Annotated in this window: 18 protein-coding genes; 3 read left to right on the forward strand and 15 right to left on the reverse strand. The window is 69.3% G+C overall.

Annotated features, from left to right (window positions below):
* Positions 1-19: 19 nt before the first annotated feature.
* The 8 genes from glgB to CFB52_RS32145 form a co-directional block, all read right to left on the reverse strand.
* Positions 20-2,230 carry a 1,4-alpha-glucan branching protein GlgB gene (gene glgB, locus CFB52_RS32110; RefSeq protein ID WP_099318440.1) on the reverse strand — a complete coding sequence of 737 codons (2,211 nt, stop codon included), beginning with the start codon at positions 2,228-2,230 and terminating at the stop codon, positions 20-22.
* Positions 2,227-5,637, reverse strand: a complete 3,411-nt coding sequence (treS, locus tag CFB52_RS32115) for a maltose alpha-D-glucosyltransferase (protein WP_099318600.1) — start codon at positions 5,635-5,637, stop codon at positions 2,227-2,229. The genes glgB and treS overlap by 4 nt, the downstream gene beginning before the upstream one ends.
* Positions 5,637-9,029: a maltotransferase domain-containing protein gene (locus CFB52_RS32120; RefSeq protein WP_099318441.1), complete on the reverse strand. Its 3,393-nt coding sequence runs from the start codon at positions 9,027-9,029 to the stop codon at positions 5,637-5,639. Before CFB52_RS32120 ends, treS begins: the two co-directional genes overlap by 1 nt.
* A 147-nt stretch (positions 9,030-9,176) precedes the next feature.
* Positions 9,177-9,665 (reverse strand): phage protein NinX family protein, encoded by a 489-nt coding sequence (locus CFB52_RS32125; RefSeq protein ID WP_099318442.1) that lies wholly within the window; start codon positions 9,663-9,665, stop codon positions 9,177-9,179.
* A gap of 28 nt (positions 9,666-9,693) precedes the next feature.
* The gene (locus CFB52_RS32130) at positions 9,694-10,485 is read right to left on the reverse strand and encodes an endonuclease/exonuclease/phosphatase family protein (protein WP_099318443.1); all 792 of its coding nucleotides are present in this window, start codon (positions 10,483-10,485) and stop codon (positions 9,694-9,696) included.
* Positions 10,476-12,674, reverse strand: coding sequence for a VTT domain-containing protein (locus CFB52_RS32135; protein ID WP_059575051.1), 2,199 nt, complete (start codon positions 12,672-12,674; stop codon positions 10,476-10,478). Before CFB52_RS32135 ends, CFB52_RS32130 begins: the two co-directional genes overlap by 10 nt.
* Positions 12,671-12,994 carry a hypothetical protein gene (locus tag CFB52_RS32140; protein ID WP_059575052.1) on the reverse strand — a complete coding sequence of 108 codons (324 nt, stop codon included), beginning with the start codon at positions 12,992-12,994 and terminating at the stop codon, positions 12,671-12,673. The genes CFB52_RS32135 and CFB52_RS32140 overlap by 4 nt, the downstream gene beginning before the upstream one ends.
* Positions 12,991-13,686 carry an MgtC/SapB family protein gene (locus CFB52_RS32145; protein WP_059575219.1) on the reverse strand — a complete coding sequence of 232 codons (696 nt, stop codon included), beginning with the start codon at positions 13,684-13,686 and terminating at the stop codon, positions 12,991-12,993. The genes CFB52_RS32140 and CFB52_RS32145 overlap by 4 nt, the downstream gene beginning before the upstream one ends.
* Before the next feature lie 177 nt (positions 13,687-13,863).
* On the opposite strand from CFB52_RS32145, the gene CFB52_RS32150 reads away from it, so the two are divergent.
* On the forward strand, positions 13,864-14,106 hold the full coding sequence (locus CFB52_RS32150) for a DUF6566 family protein (protein ID WP_059637224.1): 243 nt from the start codon (positions 13,864-13,866) through the stop codon (positions 14,104-14,106).
* Between the two features lie 86 nt (positions 14,107-14,192).
* Complete coding sequence (locus CFB52_RS32155) at positions 14,193-14,900, forward strand: succinate dehydrogenase/fumarate reductase iron-sulfur subunit (protein WP_059500499.1); 708 nt, start codon at positions 14,193-14,195, stop codon at positions 14,898-14,900.
* A 30-nt stretch (positions 14,901-14,930) separates the two neighbouring features.
* Here CFB52_RS32155 and CFB52_RS34475 read toward each other — a convergent pair whose 3' ends face one another.
* From CFB52_RS34475 to CFB52_RS32185, 6 genes are all read right to left on the reverse strand, one after another.
* Complete coding sequence (locus CFB52_RS34475; protein ID WP_144029784.1) at positions 14,931-15,362, reverse strand: hypothetical protein; 432 nt, start codon at positions 15,360-15,362, stop codon at positions 14,931-14,933.
* A 126-nt stretch (positions 15,363-15,488) separates the two neighbouring features.
* Positions 15,489-16,511, reverse strand: a complete 1,023-nt coding sequence (locus CFB52_RS32165; RefSeq protein WP_257220849.1) for a Rieske (2Fe-2S) protein — start codon at positions 16,509-16,511, stop codon at positions 15,489-15,491.
* A 26-nt stretch (positions 16,512-16,537) separates the two neighbouring features.
* A complete protein-coding gene (locus CFB52_RS32170) occupies positions 16,538-17,602 on the reverse strand; it encodes a Rieske 2Fe-2S domain-containing protein (protein ID WP_099318601.1) in 1,065 nt (354 codons plus the stop codon).
* Between the two features lie 14 nt (positions 17,603-17,616).
* Positions 17,617-18,711: a methyltransferase type 12 gene (locus CFB52_RS32175; protein ID WP_099318445.1), complete on the reverse strand. Its 1,095-nt coding sequence runs from the start codon at positions 18,709-18,711 to the stop codon at positions 17,617-17,619.
* 13 nt (positions 18,712-18,724) lie between these two features.
* Complete coding sequence (locus CFB52_RS32180; RefSeq protein WP_099318446.1) at positions 18,725-19,687, reverse strand: cyclopropane-fatty-acyl-phospholipid synthase family protein; 963 nt, start codon at positions 19,685-19,687, stop codon at positions 18,725-18,727.
* 635 nt (positions 19,688-20,322) lie between these two features.
* Positions 20,323-20,997, reverse strand: a complete 675-nt coding sequence (locus CFB52_RS32185) for an HAD family hydrolase (protein WP_027785977.1) — start codon at positions 20,995-20,997, stop codon at positions 20,323-20,325.
* Positions 20,998-21,199: 202 nt separating this feature from the next.
* On the opposite strand from CFB52_RS32185, the gene CFB52_RS32190 reads away from it, so the two are divergent.
* On the forward strand, positions 21,200-22,384 hold the full coding sequence (locus CFB52_RS32190) for a sugar transporter (RefSeq protein ID WP_059575058.1): 1,185 nt from the start codon (positions 21,200-21,202) through the stop codon (positions 22,382-22,384).
* Positions 22,385-22,417: 33 nt separating this feature from the next.
* On the opposite strand, the gene CFB52_RS32195 is transcribed toward CFB52_RS32190, so the two are convergent.
* A complete protein-coding gene (locus tag CFB52_RS32195) occupies positions 22,418-23,593 on the reverse strand; it encodes a helix-turn-helix domain-containing protein (RefSeq protein ID WP_257220850.1) in 1,176 nt (391 codons plus the stop codon).
* Positions 23,594-23,617 lie beyond the last annotated feature (24 nt).

The following is a 23,617-nucleotide window of genomic DNA, read 5'->3' on the forward strand; positions in this document are numbered from 1 at the left end:
CGAGGGCGCGAGCGAGTGATCAGGCAGGGGTAAGCCACAGCGTCGCGAGCGGCGGCAGGCGCAAGGTCGCCGACCACGCCTCGCCGTGGGCCGGCACGGCTTCGGCCCACACGGCGCCGTCGTTGCCGGCGTTGGTGCCGCCGTACGTCGCGGCATCGGTGTTCATCAGTTCGCGCCAGTGCCCGGGCGCGGGCAGCCCGAGGCGGTAGCCGCTGCGCGGCACGGGCGTGAAGTTGCACACGGCGACGACGAGGTGCCCGGCATCGTCGCGGCGGGCGAACGCGAACACGCTGTTGTCGCGGTCGTCGCCGATCAGCCAGGAGAACCCGGCCGCGTGGCAGTCGAGCGCATGCAGCGCCGGTTCGGCCGCATACGTGCGGTTCAGATCCCGCACCAGCCGCTGCACGCCGCGATGCGCGGGCGCGTCGAGCAAGTCCCAGTGCGGTGTCGCATCGTGCGCGAACTCCGACCATTGCGCGAATTCGCTGCCCATGAACAGCAGCTTCTTGCCGGGATGCGCCCACATGAAGCCGAAATACGCGCGCAGCGTCGCGAGCCGCTGCCACGCGTCGCCGGGCATCTTCGCGACGAGCGAGCCCTTGCCGTGCACGACCTCGTCGTGCGACAGCGGCAGCACGAAGCGCTCGGAGAATGCATACACGAGCCCGAACGTCATCCGGTCGTGGTGATAGCGGCGGTGGATCGGGTCTTCGTGCAGATACGCGAGCGTGTCGTGCATCCAGCCCATGTTCCATTTGAAGTCGAAGCCGAGCCCGCCGTCGGCGGTCGACGCGGTGACGCCCGGCCACGCGGTGGATTCTTCCGCGACGGTGACGACGCCGGCCGGCGCGGACGCACCGTGCAGCGTGTCGTTCAGCCGGCGCAGGAACGCGACCGATTCGAGGTTCTCGCGGCCGCCGTGCACGTTCGGCACCCACTCGCCTTCCTTGCGCGAATAATCGCGGTACAGCATCGACGCGACCGCGTCGACGCGGATGCCGTCCACGTGATAGCGGCGCGCCCATGCGAGCGCCGACGCGACGAGGAATGCACTGACTTCGGTGCGCCCGACGTTGAACACGCACGTGTTCCAGTCGGGATGCATGCCTTCGCGCGGATCGGCATGCTCGTACAGCGCGCTGCCGTCGAATTGCGCGAGCCCGTGCGCGTCGTTCGGAAAATGCGCGGGCACCCAGTCGACGATCACGCCGATGCCGGCCGCATGCGCGCGATCGACGAACCGCGCGAAACCCTCGACCGGCCCGAAGCGCGCGGACGGCGCGAACTGCGCGAGCGGCTGGTAGCCCCACGAGCCGCCGAACGGGTATTCGGCGATCGGCATGAACTCGACGTGCGTGAAGCCCATCCCCTTCACGTATGGAATCAGCCGCTCGGCGAGTTCGTCCCACGTCGCGCTGCGGTCCATCTGTTCGGGGATGCGCTGCCACGATTCCGGATGGACCTCGTAGATCGACCACGGCACGCGATAGCGGTCGTCGTTGCGCGGCCGCGCGTGCATCCAGCCGTCGTCGTGCCATGCGAACGCGTGGAGCGCCGCGACGTCGGCGACCACCGATGCCGTGCTCGGCGGCGCCTCGGTCGCACGCGCGCACGGGTCGGCCTTGTGCGGCAGCACGCGCCCGTCGGCCGCGCGCAGCTCGTACTTGTAGCGCTCGCCCGCGCCGATGCCCGGCACGAACAGCTCCCATACGCCCGACGGCCGCCGCAGCCGCATCGGATGGCGGCGCCCGTCCCATGCATTGAAATCGCCGACCACCGATACGCGCTGCGCGTTCGGCGCCCAGACCGCGAAGCGCACGCCGTCGGTATCGTCGATGCGCACCGGTGTCGCGCCGAGGCAGTCGAGCACGGCATCGGAATCGCCGGCCGAGAAGCGCGCGAGCGCCGCTTCGTCGAGCAGCGTGCCGAATGCATACGCGTCGTCGGTGACCTGGTGCGCGTTCGGCCAGTCGATCGCGAGCAGGTAATGCGGCCAGCCGCCGTCGTGCGCGATCGTCCCCGCGAAGCAGCCGGCGCGATCGATGCAGGCGAGCGCGCCGAGCTCGGCGCCGTCCGGCGACAGCGCGCGCACGCGCTCCGCACCGGGCAGCAGCGCCCGCACGACGATCCGGTCGGCCTGTTCGTGCGGGCCGAGGCATGCAAATGGGTCGGGATGGCGGCCGGCGAGCAGCGCGTCGATATCGGCGCGTTCGAACAGCGTGTCGGTCATGGGTGTCCTCCGTCGTCGGGCAGCACGCCGTCGCCGAGCAGCCGGTCGACCAGCGCCGCGAGCCCGCCGACCGGCACGCTCAGCCAGTCGGGCCGGTTCGCGGCTTCGTAGCACAGCTCGTACGACGCCTTGTCGATCAGAAACAGCGCGAGCAGGCGGTCCGCGTAGTGCGGATCGACGAAGCGCGCGGGCGCGTGGTCCGCGGCCGCGCGATAGCATTCGACGAAGCGGTCGGCGGCGGCCTGCCCGAAGCGGTCGAACAGCGCGCGCTTGCGGCCGGCGGCCTGGGGCGGCGCTTTTTCGATCGCGAACTGCGCGGTCGCGCTGACGTACGACAGCGAGCGCAGCAGGCCGGCCACGTCGCGCAGCGGATGCGATTTCGCGCGACGCCGCTCGAGCGGGCGCGCCGGTTCGCCTTCGAAGTCGATCAGCAGCGCGTCGCCCTGCACGTCGAGCACCTGGCCCAGATGGAAATCGCCGTGAATCCGCGTGCATTGCGCGTCGAGCGTGCGCGGCACGAGCTCGCCGAGCGCCAGCACGGCCGCGTCGCGCGACGCGAGCAGCGCATCGGCCGACGCGCGGGTGGGCGCATCGAGCGCATCGAGCCGCGTGCGCAGCACGTCGAGCGCCCGCTCGAACGATGCGATCGCGTCCATGCACCAGCCGTCGATGTGATCGGGCGTCGCGCGCTCCGGCGCGAACGCGGGATCGTCGGACGGCTGCGCGAGCGCGACGTGCAACTGGCCGAGCCGCGTGCCGATGATGCCCGCGAACGCCGCGTAGCCGAGCAGCGCGTCGGGTTCCTCGTCCGTTTCGGCCGCCTCGCCTTCGTCCGCGGCCGGCAGCGCGAGTTCGTCGATCGCGCGCCGCAGGAAGTCGAACGAGCGCGTCCACGCATCGCCCTGGTTGTCGACGTAGCGCTGCAGGATCGCGACCGTATGGGGCGTGCCGTCCGGATCGACGTGCACGACTTCGCCGGCCAGCGTCGCGGTGTTCGCATAGCCGATGCGCGTCAGGTGCCGGCTCATTTCCGCTTCCGGATGAACGCCGTGCGCGACCTTGCGCACCAGCTTCAGCACGATCGCGTCGCCGATCACGAGCGAGCTGTTGCTCTGCTCGGCCGCGAGCCAGCGCACTTCCGCGTCGTCGCCCGGATCGAGCCCGGCGAGCGCGTCTTCCGGCAGAAAGGTGAGCCGGCCGCCGTCGGACGTGGGCACCGTCGCGCCGTCGCGCAGCTTGCGCAGCATCCCGCGCGCGAACGCCGGCAGCGCGAACGCGTCGGTCAAGTAGCCGACCGTATGGCCGCGCCGCACGCGCGCCAGCGCGAGTTGCGCGAACAGCGGATGGGACGTCTCGCCGCCCCACGCGGCTGCGAGCGGCACCACGTAGCGTTCGACGCCGCCGTCGCTCGCCGACACCCATGTCTCCGCATACTGGAACGGCTCGTCCGGAATCGGCGTGACGACGTTCAGCCACGCGTCGCCGATCTTGCGGTCCTTCGACGCGAACCAGCGCCGCCGCGCGAGCCATGACGCAAGCGCGTCGTGCGCGAGCGTGTGCAGCTGCGAGACGTCCGGCCGCGTGTCGCCGCGCCGCATCACGAGCGTCACGTATTCGGGCAACGGTTCCGCGTGCGGCTGCCGCCACGACGGCTCGCGGCCGTGCTCCGCGAGCACGAACCAGAGGAATCCGTACGGCGGAAAGGTGAGGAGATACGGGAGCTGGCCGATCGGCGGAAACGGCGAATCGGACGTCATCTCGATCGGCACGCGGCCCGCGAATTCGGACAGATCGAGCTCGACCGCCTGCGACGCGCGCGACAGGTTCGCGACGCACAGCAGCGGCTCGTGGCCGTCCAGCTCGCGCAGATACGCGAGCACCTTGCGGTTGTCCGGGCGCAGGAAGCGGATCGTGCCGCGCCCGAACGCCTGCGACGCCCGGCGCGTCGCGAGGATGCGCCGCGTCCAGTTCAGCAGCGAATGCGGGTCGCGCGTCTGCGCCTCGACGTTGATCGCGTCATAGCCGTACAGCGAGCCCATCACCGGCGGCAGCACCAGCAGTTCGGGGTCGGCGCGCGAGAAGCCGCCGTTGCGGTCCGACGACCACTGCATCGGCGTGCGTACGCCGTCGCGGTCGCCGAGGTGGATGTTGTCGCCCATCCCGAGCTCGTCGCCGTAGTAGATCACCGGCGTGCCGGGCATCGACAGCAGCAGCGAATTGATCAGCTCGATGCGGCGCCGGTCGCGCTCCATCAGCGGCGCGAGCCGGCGCCGGATCCCGAGGTTCAGCCGCGCGCGCCGGTCGCTCGCATAGGTCTGCCATAGCAGGTCGCGCTCCGAATCGGTGACCATCTCGAGCGTCAGCTCGTCGTGGTTGCGCAGGAACACGGCCCACTGGTTGCTCGGCGCGAGCGCCGGCGTCTGGCGCATGATGTCGAGGATCGGGAAGCGGTCCTCGCTCGCGATCGACATGTAGATGCGCGGCATCAGCGGGAAGTGGAACGCCATGTGGCATTCGTCCTCGTTGCCGAAATATTCCTGCACGTCTTCCGGCCACTGGTTCGCTTCCGCGAGCAGCATCCGGTTCGGGTATTCGGCGTCGATCGTCGCGCGGATCCGCTTCAGGATCGCATGCGTCTCCGGCAGGTTCTCGTTGTTGGTGCCTTCGCGCTCGACGAGGTACGGCACCGCGTCGAGCCGCAGCCCGTCGATGCCGAGGTCGAGCCAGAAGCGCATCACCTGGATCACTTCGCGCACGACGGCCGGGTTGTCGAAGTTCAGGTCGGGCTGGTGCGAGTAGAAGCGGTGCCAGTAATACTGGCCGGCCACCGGGTCGTGCGTCCAGTTCGACGTTTCGGTATCCAGAAAGATGATCCGCGTGCCCGCGTACTTCGTATCGGTGTCGGACCACACGTAGTAATCGCGATACGTGGAGCCCGGCTTCGCGCGGCGTGCGCGCTGGAACCACGGATGCTGGTCCGACGTGTGGTTGATCACCAGCTCGGCGATCACGCGGATGCCGCGCGCATGCGCTTCGCGGATGAAGCGCCGCACGTCGGCCAGCGTGCCGTAGTCGGGATGCACGTCGCGGTAGTCGGCGATGTCGTAGCCGTCGTCGCGTCGCGGCGACGGATAGAACGGCAGCAGCCAGATCGTGTCGACACCGAGCTCGGCGATGTAGTCGAGCTTCGCGATCAGGCCGGGGAAATCGCCGATGCCGTCGTTGTTCGAATCGTAGAACGACTTCACGTGCACCTGGTAGATGATCGCGTCCTTGTACCACAGCGGATCGTCCGCGCAGAGCGCGGGTTCGCGGCGGCGCGCGCGGCGCCGGCGCGGCGTGCCGGCCGGCGCGAGCGACGGGAATTGCGCGCGGCGCACGTCGTCGAGGGAATCTTCGCGTTTCATCATCCGTGGGCTCCCGAGGAAGGTCGGGCGTCGTCCGGCGCGGGCGTCGCCGCCCGCGCGGCGCCCGGAGGCGGCGCGAGCCGCCAGATGGCGTACGGCCGCACGTGCGGATCGAGCGACACGTACTGGCGCTGGCCGCGCCAGGTTTGCGCGTGCGCGGCGTCCTGTTCGAGCGCATCGAGCGGCTCGCCGTCGGCCAGCCCGAGGCCGCGCCACAGCGCCGCATCGAGCGTGAAGTTGGCGGCCTGCGGATGCCACGGGTCGAGGCTGATCGCGACGACCACCACGCTGTCGAACGCGGGCGTCGCCTTCATGAACACGAGCACCGAATCGTTGTCCGCGTCGACGAACGTGAGCCCGAGATGCGTCTGCAGCGCCGGGTGATCGCGCCGCGCGCGGTTCAGCCGCGCGATTTCCGCGCCGATGTGCGCGGCCTTGCTCCAGTCGCGCGCGCGCAGCTCGTATTTCTCCGCATCCGCGTATTCCTCGCTGTCCGGCAGCGGCGCCGATTCGCCGAGCTCGAAGCCCGAGTACAGGCCCCACGAGCCGGCCAGCGTCGCTGCGAGCGCCGCGCGGATCACGAACTGCGAGCGCGGCGCGTTCTGCAGGTGGCGCGGGTTGATGTCGGGCGTGTTGACGAAGAAGTTCGGCCGGAAGAATTCGCGCGCGGGGCCGGCCGTCAGTTCGGTCAGGTAATCGACGAAGTCGCGCTTCGATTCGCGCCACGTGAAATACGTGTAGGACTGCGAGAAACCGACTTTCGCGAGGCGATACATCATCCCCGGGCGCGTGAACGCCTCGGACAGGAACACGACGTCCGGATGCCGGCCGCGCACGTCGTCGATCATCCACGCCCAGAACGGCAGCGGCTTCGTGTGCGGGTTGTCGACGCGGAAGATCCGCACGCCCGCGTCGACCCAGAACAGCACCGCGTCGCGCAGCGCGAGCCACAGGTCGGGCAGCGCGTCCGGCGCGTAGAAATCGGGGTTCACGATGTCCTGGTAGCGCTTCGGCGGGTTTTCGGCGAAGCGCAGCGAGCCGTCGGGCCGCCACGCGAACCAGCCCGGATGCGCGGCGAGCCACGGATGGTCGGGCGAGCACTGGATCGCGAAATCGAGCGCGATCTCGAGCCCGTGCCCGCGTGCGGCATCGACCAGCGCGCGGAACGAATCGAGCGTGCCGAGCTGCGGATGCACGGCCGTGTGCCCGCCGTCGGGCGAGCCGATCGCATACGGGCTGCCGACGTCGTCGGGGCCCGCGGTCAGGCTGTTGTTGCGGCCCTTGCGGGCCGACGTGCCGATCGGGTGGATCGGCGGGAAATACAGCACGTCGAAGCCCATGTCGCGGATGCGCGGCAAATGCGCGATCACGTCGTCGAACGTGCCGTGCCGGTGCGGATTGTCGCTCGCCGAGCGCGGAAACATCTCGTACCAGCTCGAGAAGCGCGCCTTGCGGCGTTCGACGTCGACGGGGTAGGTCGTCGCGTCGTGCGTGACGAACGGGCGGTAGCGCAGCGCCGCGTACGCATCGGCGAGTTCGGGCGCGCCGATCAGTGCGAGGCGGTCGTCGGGCGACGCGTCCTTGAGCTCGGCGATGCGCTGTTTCATTAGCGTGACCGCGCGCGGATCGGCGGGATCGGCGAGCTTCAGCGCGGTCGCGAGCAGCAGTTGCGCTTCGTGTACCTCCAGCGTCACGTCCTGGCCGGCGGCGCGTTTCTTCGCGATGTCGGTGACGAGCGACGCCCAGTCGTCGCGCCATGCGATCACGCGGAATTCATGGCGGCCGAGCCGGTCGAGCGTGACGCATGCGTGCCAGCGGTCGTTCGGCTCGGCTTCGAACGGCACTTCGCGCCATTCGTCGCTATCGGCGGCGCGCCACTGCAGCACCGCCGCCAGATGCGCGTGCCCGTCCGTGAAGATCGACGCGCTCACGACGAGCGGCTCGCCGATCACGCGCTTGATCGCGAAGCGGCCGCCGTCGACCGACGGCTCGACGCGCTCGATCGCGATCCGGTCGGCCGCGAGCGCCGCCGATAGCGCGGTGCGCTCACGCGCGGCGTCGGCGCGCGCCGTGACGGGCGGTGCCCGCCATGCGTGCAGCAGTGCATACGCGCCCGGTGCGAGCGTGAACGGCTCCAGCGCGGCCGGCGGATGCGTTTGGGCGCCGTCCTGCGTGGCGACGCGCGTGAAGCCGCCCGGCACGCCGGGCAGGATCGCCGCGGGGTCGAGCGTGGCGGGCGCGTCGAGATCGGGATTCAACGCGATCAGCAACGCCGCGTCGTCGTGTTCGAGCGACGGCCCGCTGCCGCGCAGCAGCGCGGTCGCGCTCGCGCCCGGCGCGCTCAGTTGCACGATCTCGCCGCGGGCCGCCGCGACGGGCGCGGCGCGGCGCCACGCGTTCGCATCGGCGAGCGCGCCCGACAGGTCGAAACGCGCGTGCTCGAACGCGGCGCGGTAGCGCACGGCATCCGCGTCGCGCGCCATCAGCGGCACCGTCACGCCGCGCTCGAAACCCATCGGCACGAGCCAGCCAGTGCCGACGGCCGCGGCCGTCCACAGCGCGCGGCGATACGCGCGGGCGACGGTGTCGTCCGGCGCGTCGGGCCAGTCGTCGGCGAGACGCGGGCCGTCCGGCGCATCGGGAAACGCGATCGGCGCGCCGATGCGTCGCAGCAGCCGGTGTTCGTCCGCGAACCACGGCGCGCGCAGGTCCCACCAGCGCACCGATGAAAACACCGCGTCGAAGCCGGCGTCTTCGAGCTGCGCGAGCGCGTCGCGCGCATGGCCGGGCACGCCGGCGAGCACCGCGACGTCCGGGCGCGCCCGGCGCAGCGCCGCGCGCCAGCCGGGCCACCAGTCGGCCGGCAGATGATGCGGCGCGTCGATCAGGAAACCGGCCGCGCCCGCGTCGGCGAACGTCGCGAGATGCGCGCACCACCATGCCGACAGCGCGTCGCGTACCGCTTCGTCGCTGGCGTTCGCATGCGCGATATCCAGCGCATGTGCGGTGCCGCGCGGGTCGATCAGCGCGTCGTCGTGCGCCCGCTCGACGTACCAGTCCGGATGCTCGGCGCGCAGCGGGTTCTCGCGCGCGATGCGATCGGGCACGACTTCGAGCAGCAGGCGCAGCCCGTGGCCCTTCGCCAGTTGCGCGAGCCGCGAGAAGGTTTCGAGCGCGCTCGCGCGCGTCTCGAACGACTGGGCCTGCCGCCGGAAATCGGCCACGTGACGCGGAAAGCCGGCGACGCTAGCGGCCCAGAACGCACCGATCAGCACGTGATCGAAGCCCATTCCGGCGATATGCGCGAAGGTCGGCGGCCATGCGTCGAGCGGCCCGACGAGGCGGGCGTCGCAGAAGTAGAGGTGTGGAGCGAACGGGGGTGTGGAATTCATGGCGTGGCGCGGGTGGCGGCGATCGGTAACCGCCGGTGCGGCGCAACGTCCGTGCCTGCTCCACGATGACCAGTGGGGGGGACGTGCACGGAAAGGCGGTTTGAAGGGGCCTGTCGTTTTTACATGAGCGCAAGACCCGCGGATGTACTACATCCGCGGTATCGAACGGATATCCGAGCTGTCGCCCGCCGCCGGATCGTCATCCGTGTCCGGAATCGGCACGCCGGGGTCATACCGCACCACCTTGCCGTGTTCGATCCGGTGCGGGAACGACGGCGGCTCGTCCACCTCGTCGCCGAAGCGCGCACGCACGAACGCGCGCAGCAGCGCCTCACGCGCATCGTGGCCGTGCGCGCCGCAGGTCGACGGGCCGTCGACGAAGGTCGCATCGCATTCGACGTCGTCGCCGTGGCGGGCGATCCGCGCATCGGTCACGCGATCGAGCACCGCACCCACATCGGCCCACGATGCCGACGGCGCGAACGGCGCATCGAGGTGCCGGAACGCGTCGCACGCGGCCGTCACGACGACGGTCGGCGCGACGGCCGTGAAGCGCAGCGTGTCTTCGTCATCGGCGCACAACGCGCGTGCGCACCAGTAGTCGAGATCCTTTCCGTCGAGTGCATCGGTTCGCATGGGCTGCCTCCGTCGGATCGAAAAAGGCTCACCGCGCAAGCGCCGTGCCCGTCGCGGGCGTCGCGCGCATCCGGGCCACCAGCGGATAGTGGTCGGACGCGTGCCGCGCCCGCGCGCTGCGGTGCACGACCACGTCGACCAGCAGCTCGCCCGGATGGATCCAGATCCGGTCCAGCGAGAACACCGGCCACACGGTCGGGAACGTGCGCGGCGCCGGCGCGCGCCGGAACCGCGTGACGAGCGCCTGCAGCGCACGGCCGCGCACGAACCATTCGTTGATGTCGCCGAGCAGGATCACCGGCATCGCGCCCGTGTCGAACGCCGCGAGCAGCCGCTGCACCTGCGCGCTGCGTTCGCTGGCCGACAGCCCGAGATGGGTCGCGACGACGCGGATCGGGCCGGCGCTGCAATCGATGTCGGCGTCGAGCGCGCCGCGCGGCTCGCGCGGGTGGAACGACAGGTCGAGCGTGCGCGCCGCGCGGATCGGGTAGCGCGACAACACCGCGTTGCCGTAGCGGCGCTCCGGCGTATCGATCGTCGGGCCGGCCACCGCGTGCATGCCGGTCGCGTCGCGCAGATGCGCGAGCACGTCCGGCGCGCGCGTGCCGCCGAGCGGCACCTCCTGCAGCGCGATCACGTCCGCGTCGAGTTCGTCGATCACCGCCGCGATCCGATCGGCCGAGCGCGCCGGCCACGCGCCGTAGCCGCCGCGGATGTTGTAGGTCGCGATCCGCAGGTCGCGCCCGCCCGGCGCGGCGGCAGGCGCCGCGTCGGCGGTGACGACGTGCGGCGGCGGGGCCGCGTGTTTGCTCAGCGCCATCGTCGCAATATCCTCACGAGCAGGATCGACACGCCGACCAGCGCGAGGCCGATCGCCGCGAGCCACGCGAACGCGCCAGGGCCGGGATGGCTGAGCGCCGCGGTCAACTGATGCGCGAACGTGACGGTCAGCACGATGCCGGGCAGCATCCCGAGCGCGGTGCCGATCAGGAAGTCGCGCAGCCCGATGTGCGACGCGCCGGCGACGAGGTTGACGACGGTAAACGGCGCGATCGGCAGCAGCCGCAGCACGGCCATCGCGACCACGCCGCGCCGGCCGATGTGCTCGCTCAGCCGGTTCGCGCGGGGGCCGGCGAGCCGGCGCACCGCGTCGCGCCCGAGCCAGCGGCCGAGCGCGTAGGTCGCGGCGGCCGCCGCCATCGAGCCGACGCCCGCATACGCGAAGCCTGGCCATGCGCCGAACACGAGCCCCGTCGCGGCGATCAGCAGCGTGATCGGCACCGCGAAGGTCGCCGCGACCACGTAGGCCGCGAGCAGCAGCGCCGGCGCGGCCGGCAGCCGGGCGATGGCGGCCACCGCATGCGACAGCGACGCGACGTTCAGGTGCGCGCCCAGCGGCGTGAAGCGCCACGCGAGCGCGAGCGCGGCGATCGCGAGCACGATCGCTCCGAGCACGAAAAAGCGCGCGGTGAGCGAGCGGTGCTGCTCGTGCGGCACGAATTCGCGCACGAACCGGTCCGGCTCGATCGGCTGCTCGGGATCGAGCCGCGCGCTGACCGGCACGAGCGCCTCGAATTGCGGCGACACGGCCGGATCGAGCGTGCGCAGCGTGCGGCCGGGCTTCGCGCGCAGCCGGTCGAGCACGACGTTCGGCCGCTCCCCGCCCGCGAACGCGTCGGCCACCGCGGCGGGCGTCGTGCCGAGATGTTCGGCCAGCAGCCGCTCGCGCATGCCGGCGATTGCCGCGCGAATGCGTGGATCGCCTGCCGCGACGAGCGCGATGCAGCATTCGGTGTCGAGCAGCATCGAGCGGTTGTTCAGGTTCGCGCTGCCGATCACGATGCATTCGTCGTCGACGATCGCGACCTTGCTGTGCACGTTCACGCACGCGTCGCCGAGCCCGTCGACGTGCGGATACAGCAGCCGGTAGCGGTCGAAGCGGTCGGCCGACGCGAGCGTCGCGTGCAGCCGCGCGCGCAGCACGCCCATCGTCGCTTCCTGCAGCCAGCCGCTCTGCACCCGCGGCGCGACGACCGTCACGTCCGGCCCGTGCGCATCGGCAAGGCGAGCGGACAACGCTTCGCGCACCACCGCCGCGGTGAAGTACTGGTTTTCGATATACAGGTGCCGGTGCGCGGCGCGGATCGTGTCCTCGACGAGCGCGCGCACCTGCAGCACCGGCTCGCGGCCGCCGTGGCGCGGCGCCGTATACGCGATGCCGAGCCGCACGTCGCGCACGTCGACGCGCGCATCGGGCGGCCACGGATCGTCGTCGGCCGCCCGCTCGAGATGCCGCTGCGCGCGGATCGCGATCGGGCGCCCGCACGCCTGCAGCCAGCGCGAGCGCGCCTGTTCGCCGATCGCGGCGGCCGCGTCGCCGTCGAACATCGCGTGCACGTCGTGGAACGGCGCGTACGGCATGCCGTGCTCGTCGCGGCGGCGCGGGTCGTCGGCCGCATGGGCCGGCGTGTCCCAGCGGGCGCGCGTCAGGTCGAGGCCGCCGACGAACGCGAGCCGGTCGTCGATCACGACGAGCTTCTGGTGATGCGACGCACCGCGCGGATGTGCGTCGTCGAGCCGGAACCGGATGCCGCGATGCGCGCGCCAGCCGGCCCGATACACGGGCGGCCAGTCGCGCTCCAGCGCGTAGATCATCGCGAAGTCCCACGCGAGCACGTAGATGCGCAGGTTGTGGCGGGCGGACGCGAGCGCGTGCAGGAAGGCGGCGAGCGTGTCGGGCAGCGTGTCGCCGGCGCCCGCGGGCGCGAGCCGCATCCGGCTGTCCACGTCCCAGCCGACGATGAACACGGTATGGCGCGCGCGCAGCAGCGCCGCGCGCAGCGTCGAGAAGTACGCGTCGCCGTCGACGAGCATCGCGAAGCGGTCCGCGCCGCGGATCGCGTCGCAGTTGCGCCCGCGCTCGAGCAGGCCGTGCCGCAGCGGGCCGTCCGCCGGCGCGGCGTCGATGCGCCGATCCTCGGCGCGGGTCACGCGGTCCGGCACGATCATCGAGCGCCGACGTCCCGGTCGCCGTCGATCCGCTGCAACAGTGCGTCGCAGCGCGCACGCAGCGCCTGCAGTTCCGGCGAATGCGCGTCGAGCCGCACGCGTTCGCCGTGCACGACCGCGATGTCGTAGATCTCCTGCGCGATCGTCGCCGACGCGTATGCGATCCTGATCCGGTCGAGCCAGTCGCATTCGGCGCGCCGGCACGCGAGCCACGCGCGCAACGCGCCGACCAGCTGGCTGGTCGTGAGCCAGGCGCCGGTGCGCATGCGCGCGGCGAGCTGGCTCGTCACGAGATAGGAGAGCAGGTCGGTCTGGGTCACACGAAACTCCTTGACGAGGTGTCGGGTTGACAGGTCCGCACGCACGCGATGTTTTGCAGCGTCTCGCAGATCGCCGCGAATTCCGGCCCGCTCGTGCGCGAGAACGAGACGGAGATGTCGTCGGTGTCCGGATCGTCGTCCGACTGCTGGACGATGAACCGTTTCACGCGCACGCGGCCGGGGCCGAGCGCTTCGTGCAGCGTGTTGAGCGTCAGGCCGCCGCGCTCGGCCACCAGCAGCAGCGTGCGTTGCTGGCGCTGCGCAATGAAACGGCGCTCGAGCGGCTTCACGCCTGCGAGGATAACGAGCACGATCGCCGTCGCGCCGACCGACGCAACGACCATGCCGCCGCCCGCGGCAAGCCCGACGCCGGCCACGGCCCACAGGCTCGCGGCCGTCGTCAACCCGCGCACCACTTCGCCGCGCAGCAGGATCGAGCCCGCGCCGAGGAAGCCGATGCCCGACACGACCTGCGCGGCGACCCGCGACGGATCGACCACGACGCCGTTCTGCCCGCGCACGTCCTCGAAGCCGAACGTCGATACCAGCATCACGAGCGCGGAGCCCACGCACACGAGCATGTGCGTGCGCAGCCCGGCGGCCCAGTTCAGACGCTCGCGTTCGAGCCCGATCACGCTGCCGAGCAGCGCGGCCAGCAGCAGGCGTCCAAGCAATTCGAGGTGACCGATCATGATGTGCATCCGTTCGGGCCCTGCGCGAGGCGGGCCCGGTAGCGCTTCGATGCGGAAAAGGGACGCAAGCAGCGTGCCGGCCGGGCACGGTCCGTGCGCGCAAGGCCCGGGGTGTGCGCCGCGTGCATGCGGCGCGCATTTTTTGCATCGCCATCGCAGATAAGACAGGAGGCCACCTTGGCACATCAACAGGACGCACAGGTTCGGGACCCGTATCGCGGCCACGAGATTCTCGTGTGGGCGCGACCCAACGAGCGCGGCGCATGGCGCGACGAGGTACAGGTATACGTCAACGGCGCGCGCATCGAGCTGGTGGTGCCGGAGGCAGCCGGCCCGGAATGGTTGACCGAGGTCGAGGCGCTGCGGGCAGGCGTCGAACGCGGCCGCTATTTGATCGATAAGCGCGTCGACGACGACTGATCGGCATGGCGCTTGCGGCGCCGCGCGCCGCGACAGTATCCCGCAGCACTCCGAGGACTCATGCCGGCTGGCGCCGGGAGGAAACGATGAGCGATCCGCGCACCCTGCATATCTATCGTTACGACCCCGATCGGGACGCGCAGCCGTACCTGCAGCGCTACGAGATCGACGTGGACCCGGCCGACCGCATGCTGCTCGATGTGCTCGGCCGCGTGAAGCGCGACGACGAGACGCTCGCGTATCGCCGCTCTTGCCGGGAAGGCATCTGCGGCTCGGACGCGATGAACATCAACGGCAAGAACGGTCTCGCGTGCCTGACCAACATGCAGACGCTGCCGCGCGAGATCGTGCTGCGGCCGTTGCCGGGGCTGCCGGTGGTGCGCGACCTGATCGTCGACATGACGGATTTCTTCAATCAGTACCACTCGATTCGCCCCTACCTGATCAACGACACGACGCCGCCCGCGCGCGAGCGGCTGCAGTCGCCGGAAGAGCGCGACCAGCTCGACGGGCTGTATGAATGCATCCTGTGCGCGTGCTGTTCGACGTCGTGCCCGAGCTACTGGTGGAACCCGGACAAGTTCGTCGGCCCGGCCGGGCTGCTGCAGGCGTACCGGTTCATCGCCGATTCGCGCGATCTCGCGACGGCCGAGCGGCTCGACGATCTGGAGGATCCGTACCGGTTGTTCCGCTGCCGGACGATCATGAATTGCACGGACGTGTGCCCGAAGGGGCTGAATCCGACCAAGGCGATTTCGGAGATCCGGACGATGTTGGTCAGGCGGACGGTGTGATATGCCACGTCTGAATGCTTGCTCCCGGACTTATGAAAATACCGAGATCAGTCGTTGGAGCAAAGGCATTTGGGCCGTCCACCGGTCCATCCGGGAAGGCGGCATGGCGATGAAGCGCAAGGGCGACGACTTCGATTGGTCGTAGTAGAAAATCGTGTCGTCGCCGTACTCCAGTTCCCGAGGAACTGCATCGTTGATCGTGCGCACCGCGAAATACCTCTCCGCCAGCACATTTCCTGCCGACCCTATCACCCGGAGACGAATTTCGTCGCCGTCGCCAAGAGAGCGAGGTGCCCCACACAGCTCGATTTTGTATTGCTCGCCACCGAACTCTTTCGTTCCCCCGTTAAAAGCTTGAGTATAGTTTTCGCAACCCCCATATGATTCGCGCAACATAAGAGACGGAATCGCCAAGACCAAAACGGCCGAGATCGCGATTAGATTTTTTCTGGTGACCTGCATATTTCGCCCAGACTTAATTATGGCAACGGGAATATATCAGGCTGTTTCGCTGCCGGACGATGCTGGTCAGACGGACGGTGTAGGGTCGTGCGTTCGGCGGGCGCGCCGCGTACATTCCTCCCTTGGCTATTTTTCGGCGACCGTGTCCGCATGCGCGGCCGGGCGCCGCGCCGCGGGCCGCTCGACGCCCGGATAGAACTGCCGCGCCCAGCGCTGAAACACCGGGTACGGTCCGTCACCGGCACCCGGCGTACCGTAGCCCGTGTAGTCGCGATTGTTCCACACCATGATGTCTTCCTTGAACACGGGCACCAGCCACAGCCGGTGCAGCACGCGGCCGAGCGCGGCGTAGACGAGCCGCTGCAACGGCGCCGGCCATCTCGCCAGCCACGAGAAGCGGAATGCGATGCCGTCCCGGAAGGTCCAGCGCAGCGGCGCGATCTGCACGCCGCACGCGAAGATCTTCGCTTCGAGGCCGATCGCCTTCATTTCATGGTCGGACGACACGCAGCCCAGGCCATGAACGCCAATCAGCGTGCTCCATCTGATGTTCTTCCACGCCATGTCCACCTGCATCGAAATGCGCGGCCCGTCGATCACGGGCGCATGCGGTTTCATGTCCTTCCAGCGATGCAGCGCGCCGAAATGTTCGAGGTCGTAGCCGTTTTCCGGCAGGTTCTGCATCACGCCGCGCAGCGTGAATGCCCGGCCGACCGGCGCCGAGAAGCCGGTCATGTCCACTTCGGGCAGCTCCCACGTCGGCGCCAGCCCGTCGGCGTTCTGCCATACGAACACGAAACCGTTCCATTCGCGCACGTGCCATGTGCGAAGCACCAGTTCCTGGCTACCCTTCATGCAGCGGGCCGTGGTGCGCCGGCCGTCGGGGCCGTACGCGTAGTGATGGAACGGACAGACGATCTGCTCGCCGTCGACGGTGCCCCCGTGGCCGAGATGCGCGCCCTGATGCGGGCAATATGCGTCGACCGCACACGCGACGCCCGAGGCCGTCCGGTACAGCACGACATCGCGCCCCATGAAAGGCGTCGTGAGCACGGCCCCGCGCTTCAGCTCGCGGCTGAAACACAGCGCGAACCATCCGTCCGGATAGGGCAGCGGGGCGGCTTCGTCGACGGGGCTGGCTGCATGCATCGCGCGCTCCTGCGTCGGCATGGCGTTCATCGCGCGAATGCCCGGTCGGCGTGGGCGACGGCCGCCGGCACGGCGCCGTGTTGCCCATGTTGCCCGTCGGGCGCGTCGCCGCGGGCTTCCGGATAGAACTGCGCGGCCCAGCGCCGGAACGTCATGATCGGCATCTCGCCGGCCATCAGCGTCGGGCGCGCGTCGTAGTCGCGGTGGTCCCAGATGCGCAGGTCGCGCTTGAATTGCGGCACGAACCACAACCGGTACGCGGCGCTCACGAGCATCTCGTGCACGACCCGGCGCAGCGGCGACGGCCACGCCGACGCGCGTTCGACGCGCAGCGCAACGAATTCACGGCACGTCCAGCGATCAGGTTCGATCTGCGTCGGGAACAGCACGACCCGCGCGTGCAGCCCGAGGTCCGGCAGTTCCATGCGCGCGGCCATGCAGCCGAGGCCGTGCATCGTGATGTCCAGCAGCAACCGTTGCCCGAGCAGCACGAGCGTCGAGCGCATCGTCATTCGGTGGCCGTCGGCTTCCGGTGGCTCCAGCACGGGATTCGACCACCCGTGCACCGGGCTGAAATGATTGACGTCGACGCCGTTCTCGGCCGGATTCTGCAGGCTGCCGTTCAGCGTGTGGCACTGGCCGCGCGGTCGCGAATAGCCCGTGAGGTCCAGCTCGGGCAGCGACCACCGCGGCGCGGCGCCCGCACGGTCCTGCCACGCGAGCACGACGCCGTTCCATTCGCACACGTGGCGCTGCCGCAGCACGACGGCGGGCGGCTTGCCGTCGCGCCCGGCCCGCACGCAAGTGCCGTCCGGCGCGAACGCGAGATGATGGAACGGGCACACGATCTCCTCGCCGCGCACGACGCCGCCATGCCCGAGATGGGCGCCGAGGTGCGGGCAATGCGGCGCGACCGCACGAATCAGGCCGGATGCCGTTCGATAGAGCACGACGTCCTCGCCCATGAAGCGCGTGACGACGAGCGCGCCGGGTCTGACGTCGCGGCTGTATGCCAGCGCGAACCAGCCGTCCGGGTAGCGAGGTCGCGCCGCCGCGGCGGGGTCGGGCGGGAAATGAATCGATGAATGCATGCGCATGTCTCCGTTCACCAGCGCGAATCGCGACGGTCGCGCACAGCGATTTCGTCGAGTGTCGGGAGCGCCGTCATCGCGATTTCGCCCCCTGTGAAGCGCCCGCCACCGAAATCGTCGCCGTGGTAGCGGGTGCTGAACGCGTGAAACTCCGCATTGCCCGCACTCATGTAGCCGAGCTCCGTCACGTACGCGTGCGCGTCGGCGTCGCCTGCCAGCACGCCTGTCGCTACCGCCTGCTGCGCGTCGATCAGGCGGCGTTCGTTCGCCGTGCAGAGCGCGGCCAACCGGTCGAGCGCCGCCTGAACGCCCAATTCCTCCACGCGCATCAGGATCCACACGGCGTTGAAGCGCTCGCGCGCGGACCGTTCCTTGCGAAACGAAAACAGGTCGTTGACGAGGATCACCGAATCGATCGCGGCGTTACGCGCGTCGGCCAGTGCCGCGTATTGCGCGAGGCGCTGCCCCATGTCGACGTCGAGCGCATATTCGGTGAGCAGCGTGATCCAGTGTCCGAAGCCCTCGACCCGGCGAAACGCCAGATAATCGGTGAGCGACAGGCGCGCCGCGTCGGTCGCCGTCGGGTCGGCCTGCGTGCGGATCTGTTCGCGGATGCATTCGACGAGCCGCTGCCGGAACGCCGGACGCGCGTCGAGTACGGTGCGCATCGCGCGCAGCGTGTCGTACAGCAGTTGCGCGGCAGGCGCATCGGCCGGCGGCGGCGTGCCGTCGACCGCGGCGAGGAAATGAGCGTGCAACGCGTCGAGCCCCGCCTGATCGCCGGTGCGCGCGAGATGCGTGAAGGCATCGTCCATCAGCGTCGTGACGTTCATCATGCGATGGATCGCGTACACGCGATCGGGCCGCGCGTTCGGGTAGCACAGGCTGCCGTATGCGGGAATCCGCTGCGCGAGAAAACGGCGAGCCGCCGCGTCGCTGCGATAGTGCCGCAGGATGTACGGGTAGTCGTCGATCGCAAGCTGCTGCTCGATCGCTTGATGCTGAGGGTGCCGGGCGAGCGGCAGCGACAGACGCGGCAGCGGCAGCACCAGCGTGTCCGTCGCGCCCGACGGGGCGGCCGCGGCGCGTGGCGTTCCGGATGCTTGCATGCGGATCTCCCGGTTACGCGTCCGGTTTGACCGCGACGATGCTGTAGGTCGACACCTTGTTCTTGATCAGCGCGACGGACCAGTTTTCGGCGAGCACGCGCAATTCTTCCAGCGTGTCCGGCGCGCGGTGCGGAAAATGGCGATCGATGTTGGCCTTGGCATCCATCAGCCAGCGCGCGACGTCGATGTTCGACGGCAGCACGCGCATGTCGCGGATCGCGAACCCGGCGTCGATCAGCACCTGCCTGAAATAGTCGGGCGTCTTGCGATGCTTGCACGCGATCCGGTCGACCTCGTCCGGCGTGTCGGACTGGTATTCGTTCAGATCGACGTTGTACAGATTGTCCGAGATGACCACCGAGCCGCCGCCGCGCACACGCGCATGCAGCGCGCGCATCGTCTTTTCGTACAGCGCGTTCGGGAAATGCGAGATCACGCCGCGGATGATCACGAGATCGTACGGCGTCGCGGGATCGGGCAGCCGATCGACGTCCTGTGCGTTGCACTGATACAGGTTGATGCGCCCGGCGAGCCCGTGCTGCGCATGAAAACGTGCGCAGTACTCGAGCTGTTCGCGACTGACGTTGACGCCGTCGAGGCGCATGCAGCCCGGGAAACGGTCGGCGAGATACTTGAGGATGTAGCCCCAGCCGCAGCCGATGTCGAGAATGCGCTCGACGCGCGCGGGAACGGGATCGTCGAAGCCGGCGAGGCCAAGCTGGCGTTCGAAGTAGCGAATGCCCGACTCGTCGAGCGAGATCGGCGGCGTGGAGCGCGGATCGTCGTAGACGCCGAACTGGAACAACAGATATTCGCCGATCGCCTTGCGCCAGTCGTCCGGGCTGCCGGCGTAGGTCGTCTGCACTTTCCGCTCGTAATCGCTCACTGTGTCGCCGTGCAGCACCCGGATCGGCAGGGCGGGCGCCGGATGCGCTGCCCGCATGTCGACGATCGCCTGTTCGCTGACCTGATTCATCGGAATCCTCGCGTCGTTTATTTTCGTCAAACTGGACAAAAACAACACCCGCCGATCGAGCGGCAGCACACGTCTTCACGAAACGCCGGAACGAAAAAAAGCGCGTGCCGATACGTACGATCGTGCGATTGAATAAAACGATGTAATGCTTTCGTTGAAACGTTATGAAGGTGAAAGATCCGTGCGCATTTATAGAATCCCCGGATAAATGGCGGAAAGGGCGCCGTGACGCGGCATCGCGAGGCAGGCCCGATCATGTGCGGGACGCCTGGCGACGCGGGTTGCACCGGCTGGCCGGTTCGGCTCCGTATGTAACTCGCATTTTCACGATTCGGATACTGCGATCGTGATCCGGAAACGAAGTGTATTTGTTATATGAGAGGCGATTCGATTTTTCAAGAATCTTCCCGTCTGTTTTAAAAACACGGGAAAACAGGCGCCGACAAAGATATTGAAATCTCAATCGTCAATGACGGTGGGGATTGTTTCGATTCGATGAATCGAAAAAGCAGCCGCGCCGCGAACGAATCGCGCACGCGGCTGCCTCGGCCGGACGAGGCCGTGCGGACACACGGCGTCCGGCCCGACTGAAACGCCGCTCACGCACGGACGGACCGGGCGCGACCCAACTGCGCCTACGGCCGCGCGGCGACCTCGTCCAGATGCCAGAGCAGATCCGCAGGATCGTCGTACACGCGCAGCGCGCCCGCCCGCTCCAGTTCGTCGCTGCCGTAGCCGCCCGAGAGCAGCCCGACGCCCAGCGCGCGGCAGCGGGCGGCGGCGAGCATGTCCCAGATGCTGTCGCCGACCACCACCGTATGCTCGATCGGCACGTTCAGTTTCGCGGCGGCGGTCAGGAACAGGTCGGGGTCCGGCTTCGCATACTTCACCTGATCGCGCGTGACGACGACGTTCTTCGCCGGATCGACGCCGAGCGCCTCGAGATTGATCGCCGCGGTTTCCATCCGCCCGCTGGTCGCGATCGCCCAGCGAATGCCGGCATTCGACAGCGCGGCGAGCAACTCGCGCGCGCCCGGCAGCGGCCGGACCTGCGCGCGCAGCCGCTGGTAGGCGGCCGCATGCAGCCGCGCGAGCCGCTCGACCCGCTCGGCGTCGATGTCGCCGGCCGTCTCGCGCAGCAGCTGATTCAGGAACAGGCCGCCGCTCATCCCGATCTTGCGATGGATGCGCCACACCGACAGTTCGATGCCTTCGGCATCGAGTGCTTCCTTCCACGCGAGCACGTGCTGATAGACGCTGTCGACGAGCGTGCCGTCGAGATCGAACAGAAATGACGTTTCAATGCGCATGTAACTCTCCTGGCCTGATGGTTGTCGGGCAAATCGTCGGTAAAACCCGGTTCGTCACATTATCGGCGCGCGGCCGTGTCACCGCCATGTCCCGCGCCGCACGCGCCGCGCCCGGCGGCGGCGTGTCGAACAGCGCTGGTACAATCGCGCCGATGCGCCGGGCGGGCCGCCCGCGCGCGCCCAACCTTCGTCGAATCCCCGTATGGCAACCCCCGACGCCGTCAGTTCCGAACAATCGTGGTGGGGCGTTCTGGCCCTGGCACTCTCCGCCTTCATCTTCAATACCACCGAATTCGTGCCCGTCGCGCTGTTGAGCGCGATCGGCGACAGCCTGCAGATGCAGCCGACCGCCGTCGGCCTGATGCTGACGATCTACGCGTGGGCCGTCGCGGTCGTGTCGCTGCCGCTGACCTTCGTCACGCGGCACGTCGAGCGCCGCAAGCTGTTGAGCGTCGCGCTGCTGGTGTTCGTCGGCAGCCACGTCGTGACCGGCTTCGCGTGGAATTTCACGGTGCTGATGATCGGCCGGCTCGGCATCGCGTGCGCGCATGCGGTGTTCTGGTCGATTTCGATCCCGCTCGCGGTGCGGCTCGCGCCGAGCGACCGCAAGAGCCGCGCGCTCAGCCTGATCGCGATGGGCTCGGCGATCGCGATGGTGGCCGGCATTCCGCTCGGACGCGTGATCGGCGAGGCGTTCGGCTGGCGCATCACGTTCCTGATCATCGCGGGCGCGGCGGGCGTCACGCTGCTGTTGCTGCGCGCCACGTTGCCGTTGCTGCCGAGCCAGGGCGCCGGGTCGCTGAGCAGCATCGGCGTGTTCCTGCGCAAGCCGGCGCTGGTCGCGCTGTACGCGATCACGGTGCTGGTCGTGTCCGCGCACTTCACGTCGTACACGTACATCGAACCGTTCGTGCAGAGCATCAACCATGCGAGCAACAGCCGGATCACGTACGTGCTGATCCTGTTCGGCGTCGCCGGCCTGCCGGCCGCGGTCTGCTTCAATCGCGTCTATCCGCACCGGCCCGACGATTTCCTGCTGGCGTCGATCGTCGCGCTGTCGGGCTGCCTGCTGATCCTGTTCCCGTGCGCGCTGAACATCGTCACGCTGTCCGTGCACACGCTGGTGTGGGGCGGCGCGATCGTCTGTTTCGGGCTGGCGATGCAGGCATGGGTGCTGAAGCTGGCGCCGGAGGCGACCGACCTGGCCGTGTCGATCTACTCCGGGCTATACAACGTCGGGATCGGCGCCGGCGCGCTGCTCGGCAACCATATCGCGGGCGACTTCGGGCTGCCGTGGATCGGTACCTTCGGCGGCGTGGTCGCGATCTTCGCGGCCGGTGTCGCGTGGGCCGCGTTGCGGCTGCATGAGCGGCGGGCAGTGGCTTAGCGCCATCGCCACACCGCACTTCATCCCGCATGGTCAATGCGCCCCGCCGTGCCTGATCCCCGCCGCATCGCGCTGTCGCAGCTTCGCATACAGCGTCGTGCGTGAAATGCCGAGTTGCCGCGCGGCCGCCGACACGTTGCCGTCATGCTCGTCGAGCGCGCGCCGGATCGCATCGAGCGACTGTTCGCGCAGGCTGGCGTTGGCGTGAGGGTGGCCGGCCGGCGCCGCGTGGCACACGTCATCCGCGTCGGCGAGTACGTCGGCGTGCCGCGCCGCGGTCGTGCGATCGAGCGGGGCGCGCACGGTGCGCACCCATACGTGGCTGCCATCGTCGCGCGCGATCCGCTGCGGCGTGCGCGACGGTGTCAGCAAGCGACGCTGCTGCGCGGGTGTCGCGCCGGGAAACAGTTGGCGGTGACCGACCGGGGCGACCGGCCCTTCGGGCGCGAGATCGAGCATCCGGCGCGCCAGGCGGCTCACCGCACGCACGCGGCCCGCGTCGTCGAGCGCGATGACGCCGGCGAGCGGCGTGCCGAGCCAGCGCGGATCGAATTGCACCTGCAGCAGATGGCAGTCGCGCAGCATCGCATAGAGCCGCTGCTCGGCCGACAGCGATGCATGCCGGAACGGCTCGTGCAATTGCGCGACGTTGCGCCGGCCGATCCCGGTGATATCGAGCGCGCCGATCACTTCGCCGTCGAAACCGACGAGCGGCACCGCGAGACAGAACACCCGCGCGAACTCGTCGAGATAGTGCTGCGCGCCCGCGACGACGGCTTCGGCGCCGTCGTGAATCACGCAGCTCGGCGCGGTCGTGCCGATGTTCGGCTCGACGATCCGGCGGCCGGCGACGATCGGCGTCAGCAGCGCGTCGTCGCATTGCGGGCTGCGCCGCGCATGCACGATCGTGCCGCGTGGGTTGACGCACATGATCGCCCATTCGCGGCCGCCGAACGCGGCCCACAGCGGCTCGATCTCCTGCGCGACGCAGCGATAGAGCCGCCGGTCGTCGCGGGATTCGTCGCGCTCGCGCTGCATTTCATAGCGGGCGGCTTCCCACGGCCGCAGCCCGGCCGCGCGCGAACGCAGCCACGAGCGCGCGACGCTGGCCGGCAACGCCGTTTCCGGCAGCGGCTCGCCCGCGGCGAAGCGGGCGCGAAGCCGGTCGAGGTCGACCGGCCGTGCAGGGGATTCGGGGGCTGTATTCACGCTGCGCTCCAGTTGGGGTCGAAG

The organism is Burkholderia sp. AU18528, from assembly GCF_002223215.2.
In the GTDB taxonomy this organism is placed as follows: Bacteria; Pseudomonadota; Gammaproteobacteria; order Burkholderiales; family Burkholderiaceae; genus Burkholderia; species Burkholderia semiarida.

Coding starts and splice junctions, on each gene's coding strand:
- glgB (WP_099318440.1), bottom strand. CDS start 2,230: ATGACCGACACGCTGTTCGAACGCGCCGATATCGACGCGCTGCTCGCC.
- treS (WP_099318600.1), bottom strand. CDS start 5,637: ATGAAACGCGAAGATTCCCTCGACGACGTGCGCCGCGCGCAATTCCCG.
- CFB52_RS32120 (WP_099318441.1), bottom strand. CDS start 9,029: ATGAATTCCACACCCCCGTTCGCTCCACACCTCTACTTCTGCGACGCC.
- CFB52_RS32125 (WP_099318442.1), bottom strand. CDS start 9,665: ATGCGAACCGATGCACTCGACGGAAAGGATCTCGACTACTGGTGCGCA.
- CFB52_RS32130 (WP_099318443.1), bottom strand. CDS start 10,485: ATGGCGCTGAGCAAACACGCGGCCCCGCCGCCGCACGTCGTCACCGCC.
- CFB52_RS32135 (WP_059575051.1), bottom strand. CDS start 12,674: ATGATCGTGCCGGACCGCGTGACCCGCGCCGAGGATCGGCGCATCGAC.
- CFB52_RS32145 (WP_059575219.1), bottom strand. CDS start 13,686: ATGATCGGTCACCTCGAATTGCTTGGACGCCTGCTGCTGGCCGCGCTG.
- CFB52_RS32155 (WP_059500499.1), top strand. CDS start 14,193: ATGAGCGATCCGCGCACCCTGCATATCTATCGTTACGACCCCGATCGG.
- CFB52_RS34475 (WP_144029784.1), bottom strand. CDS start 15,362: ATGCAGGTCACCAGAAAAAATCTAATCGCGATCTCGGCCGTTTTGGTC.
- CFB52_RS32165 (WP_257220849.1), bottom strand. CDS start 16,511: ATGCATGCAGCCAGCCCCGTCGACGAAGCCGCCCCGCTGCCCTATCCG.
- CFB52_RS32170 (WP_099318601.1), bottom strand. CDS start 17,602: ATGCATTCATCGATTCATTTCCCGCCCGACCCCGCCGCGGCGGCGCGA.
- CFB52_RS32175 (WP_099318445.1), bottom strand. CDS start 18,711: ATGCAAGCATCCGGAACGCCACGCGCCGCGGCCGCCCCGTCGGGCGCG.
- CFB52_RS32180 (WP_099318446.1), bottom strand. CDS start 19,687: ATGAATCAGGTCAGCGAACAGGCGATCGTCGACATGCGGGCAGCGCAT.
- CFB52_RS32185 (WP_027785977.1), bottom strand. CDS start 20,997: ATGCGCATTGAAACGTCATTTCTGTTCGATCTCGACGGCACGCTCGTC.
- CFB52_RS32190 (WP_059575058.1), top strand. CDS start 21,200: ATGGCAACCCCCGACGCCGTCAGTTCCGAACAATCGTGGTGGGGCGTT.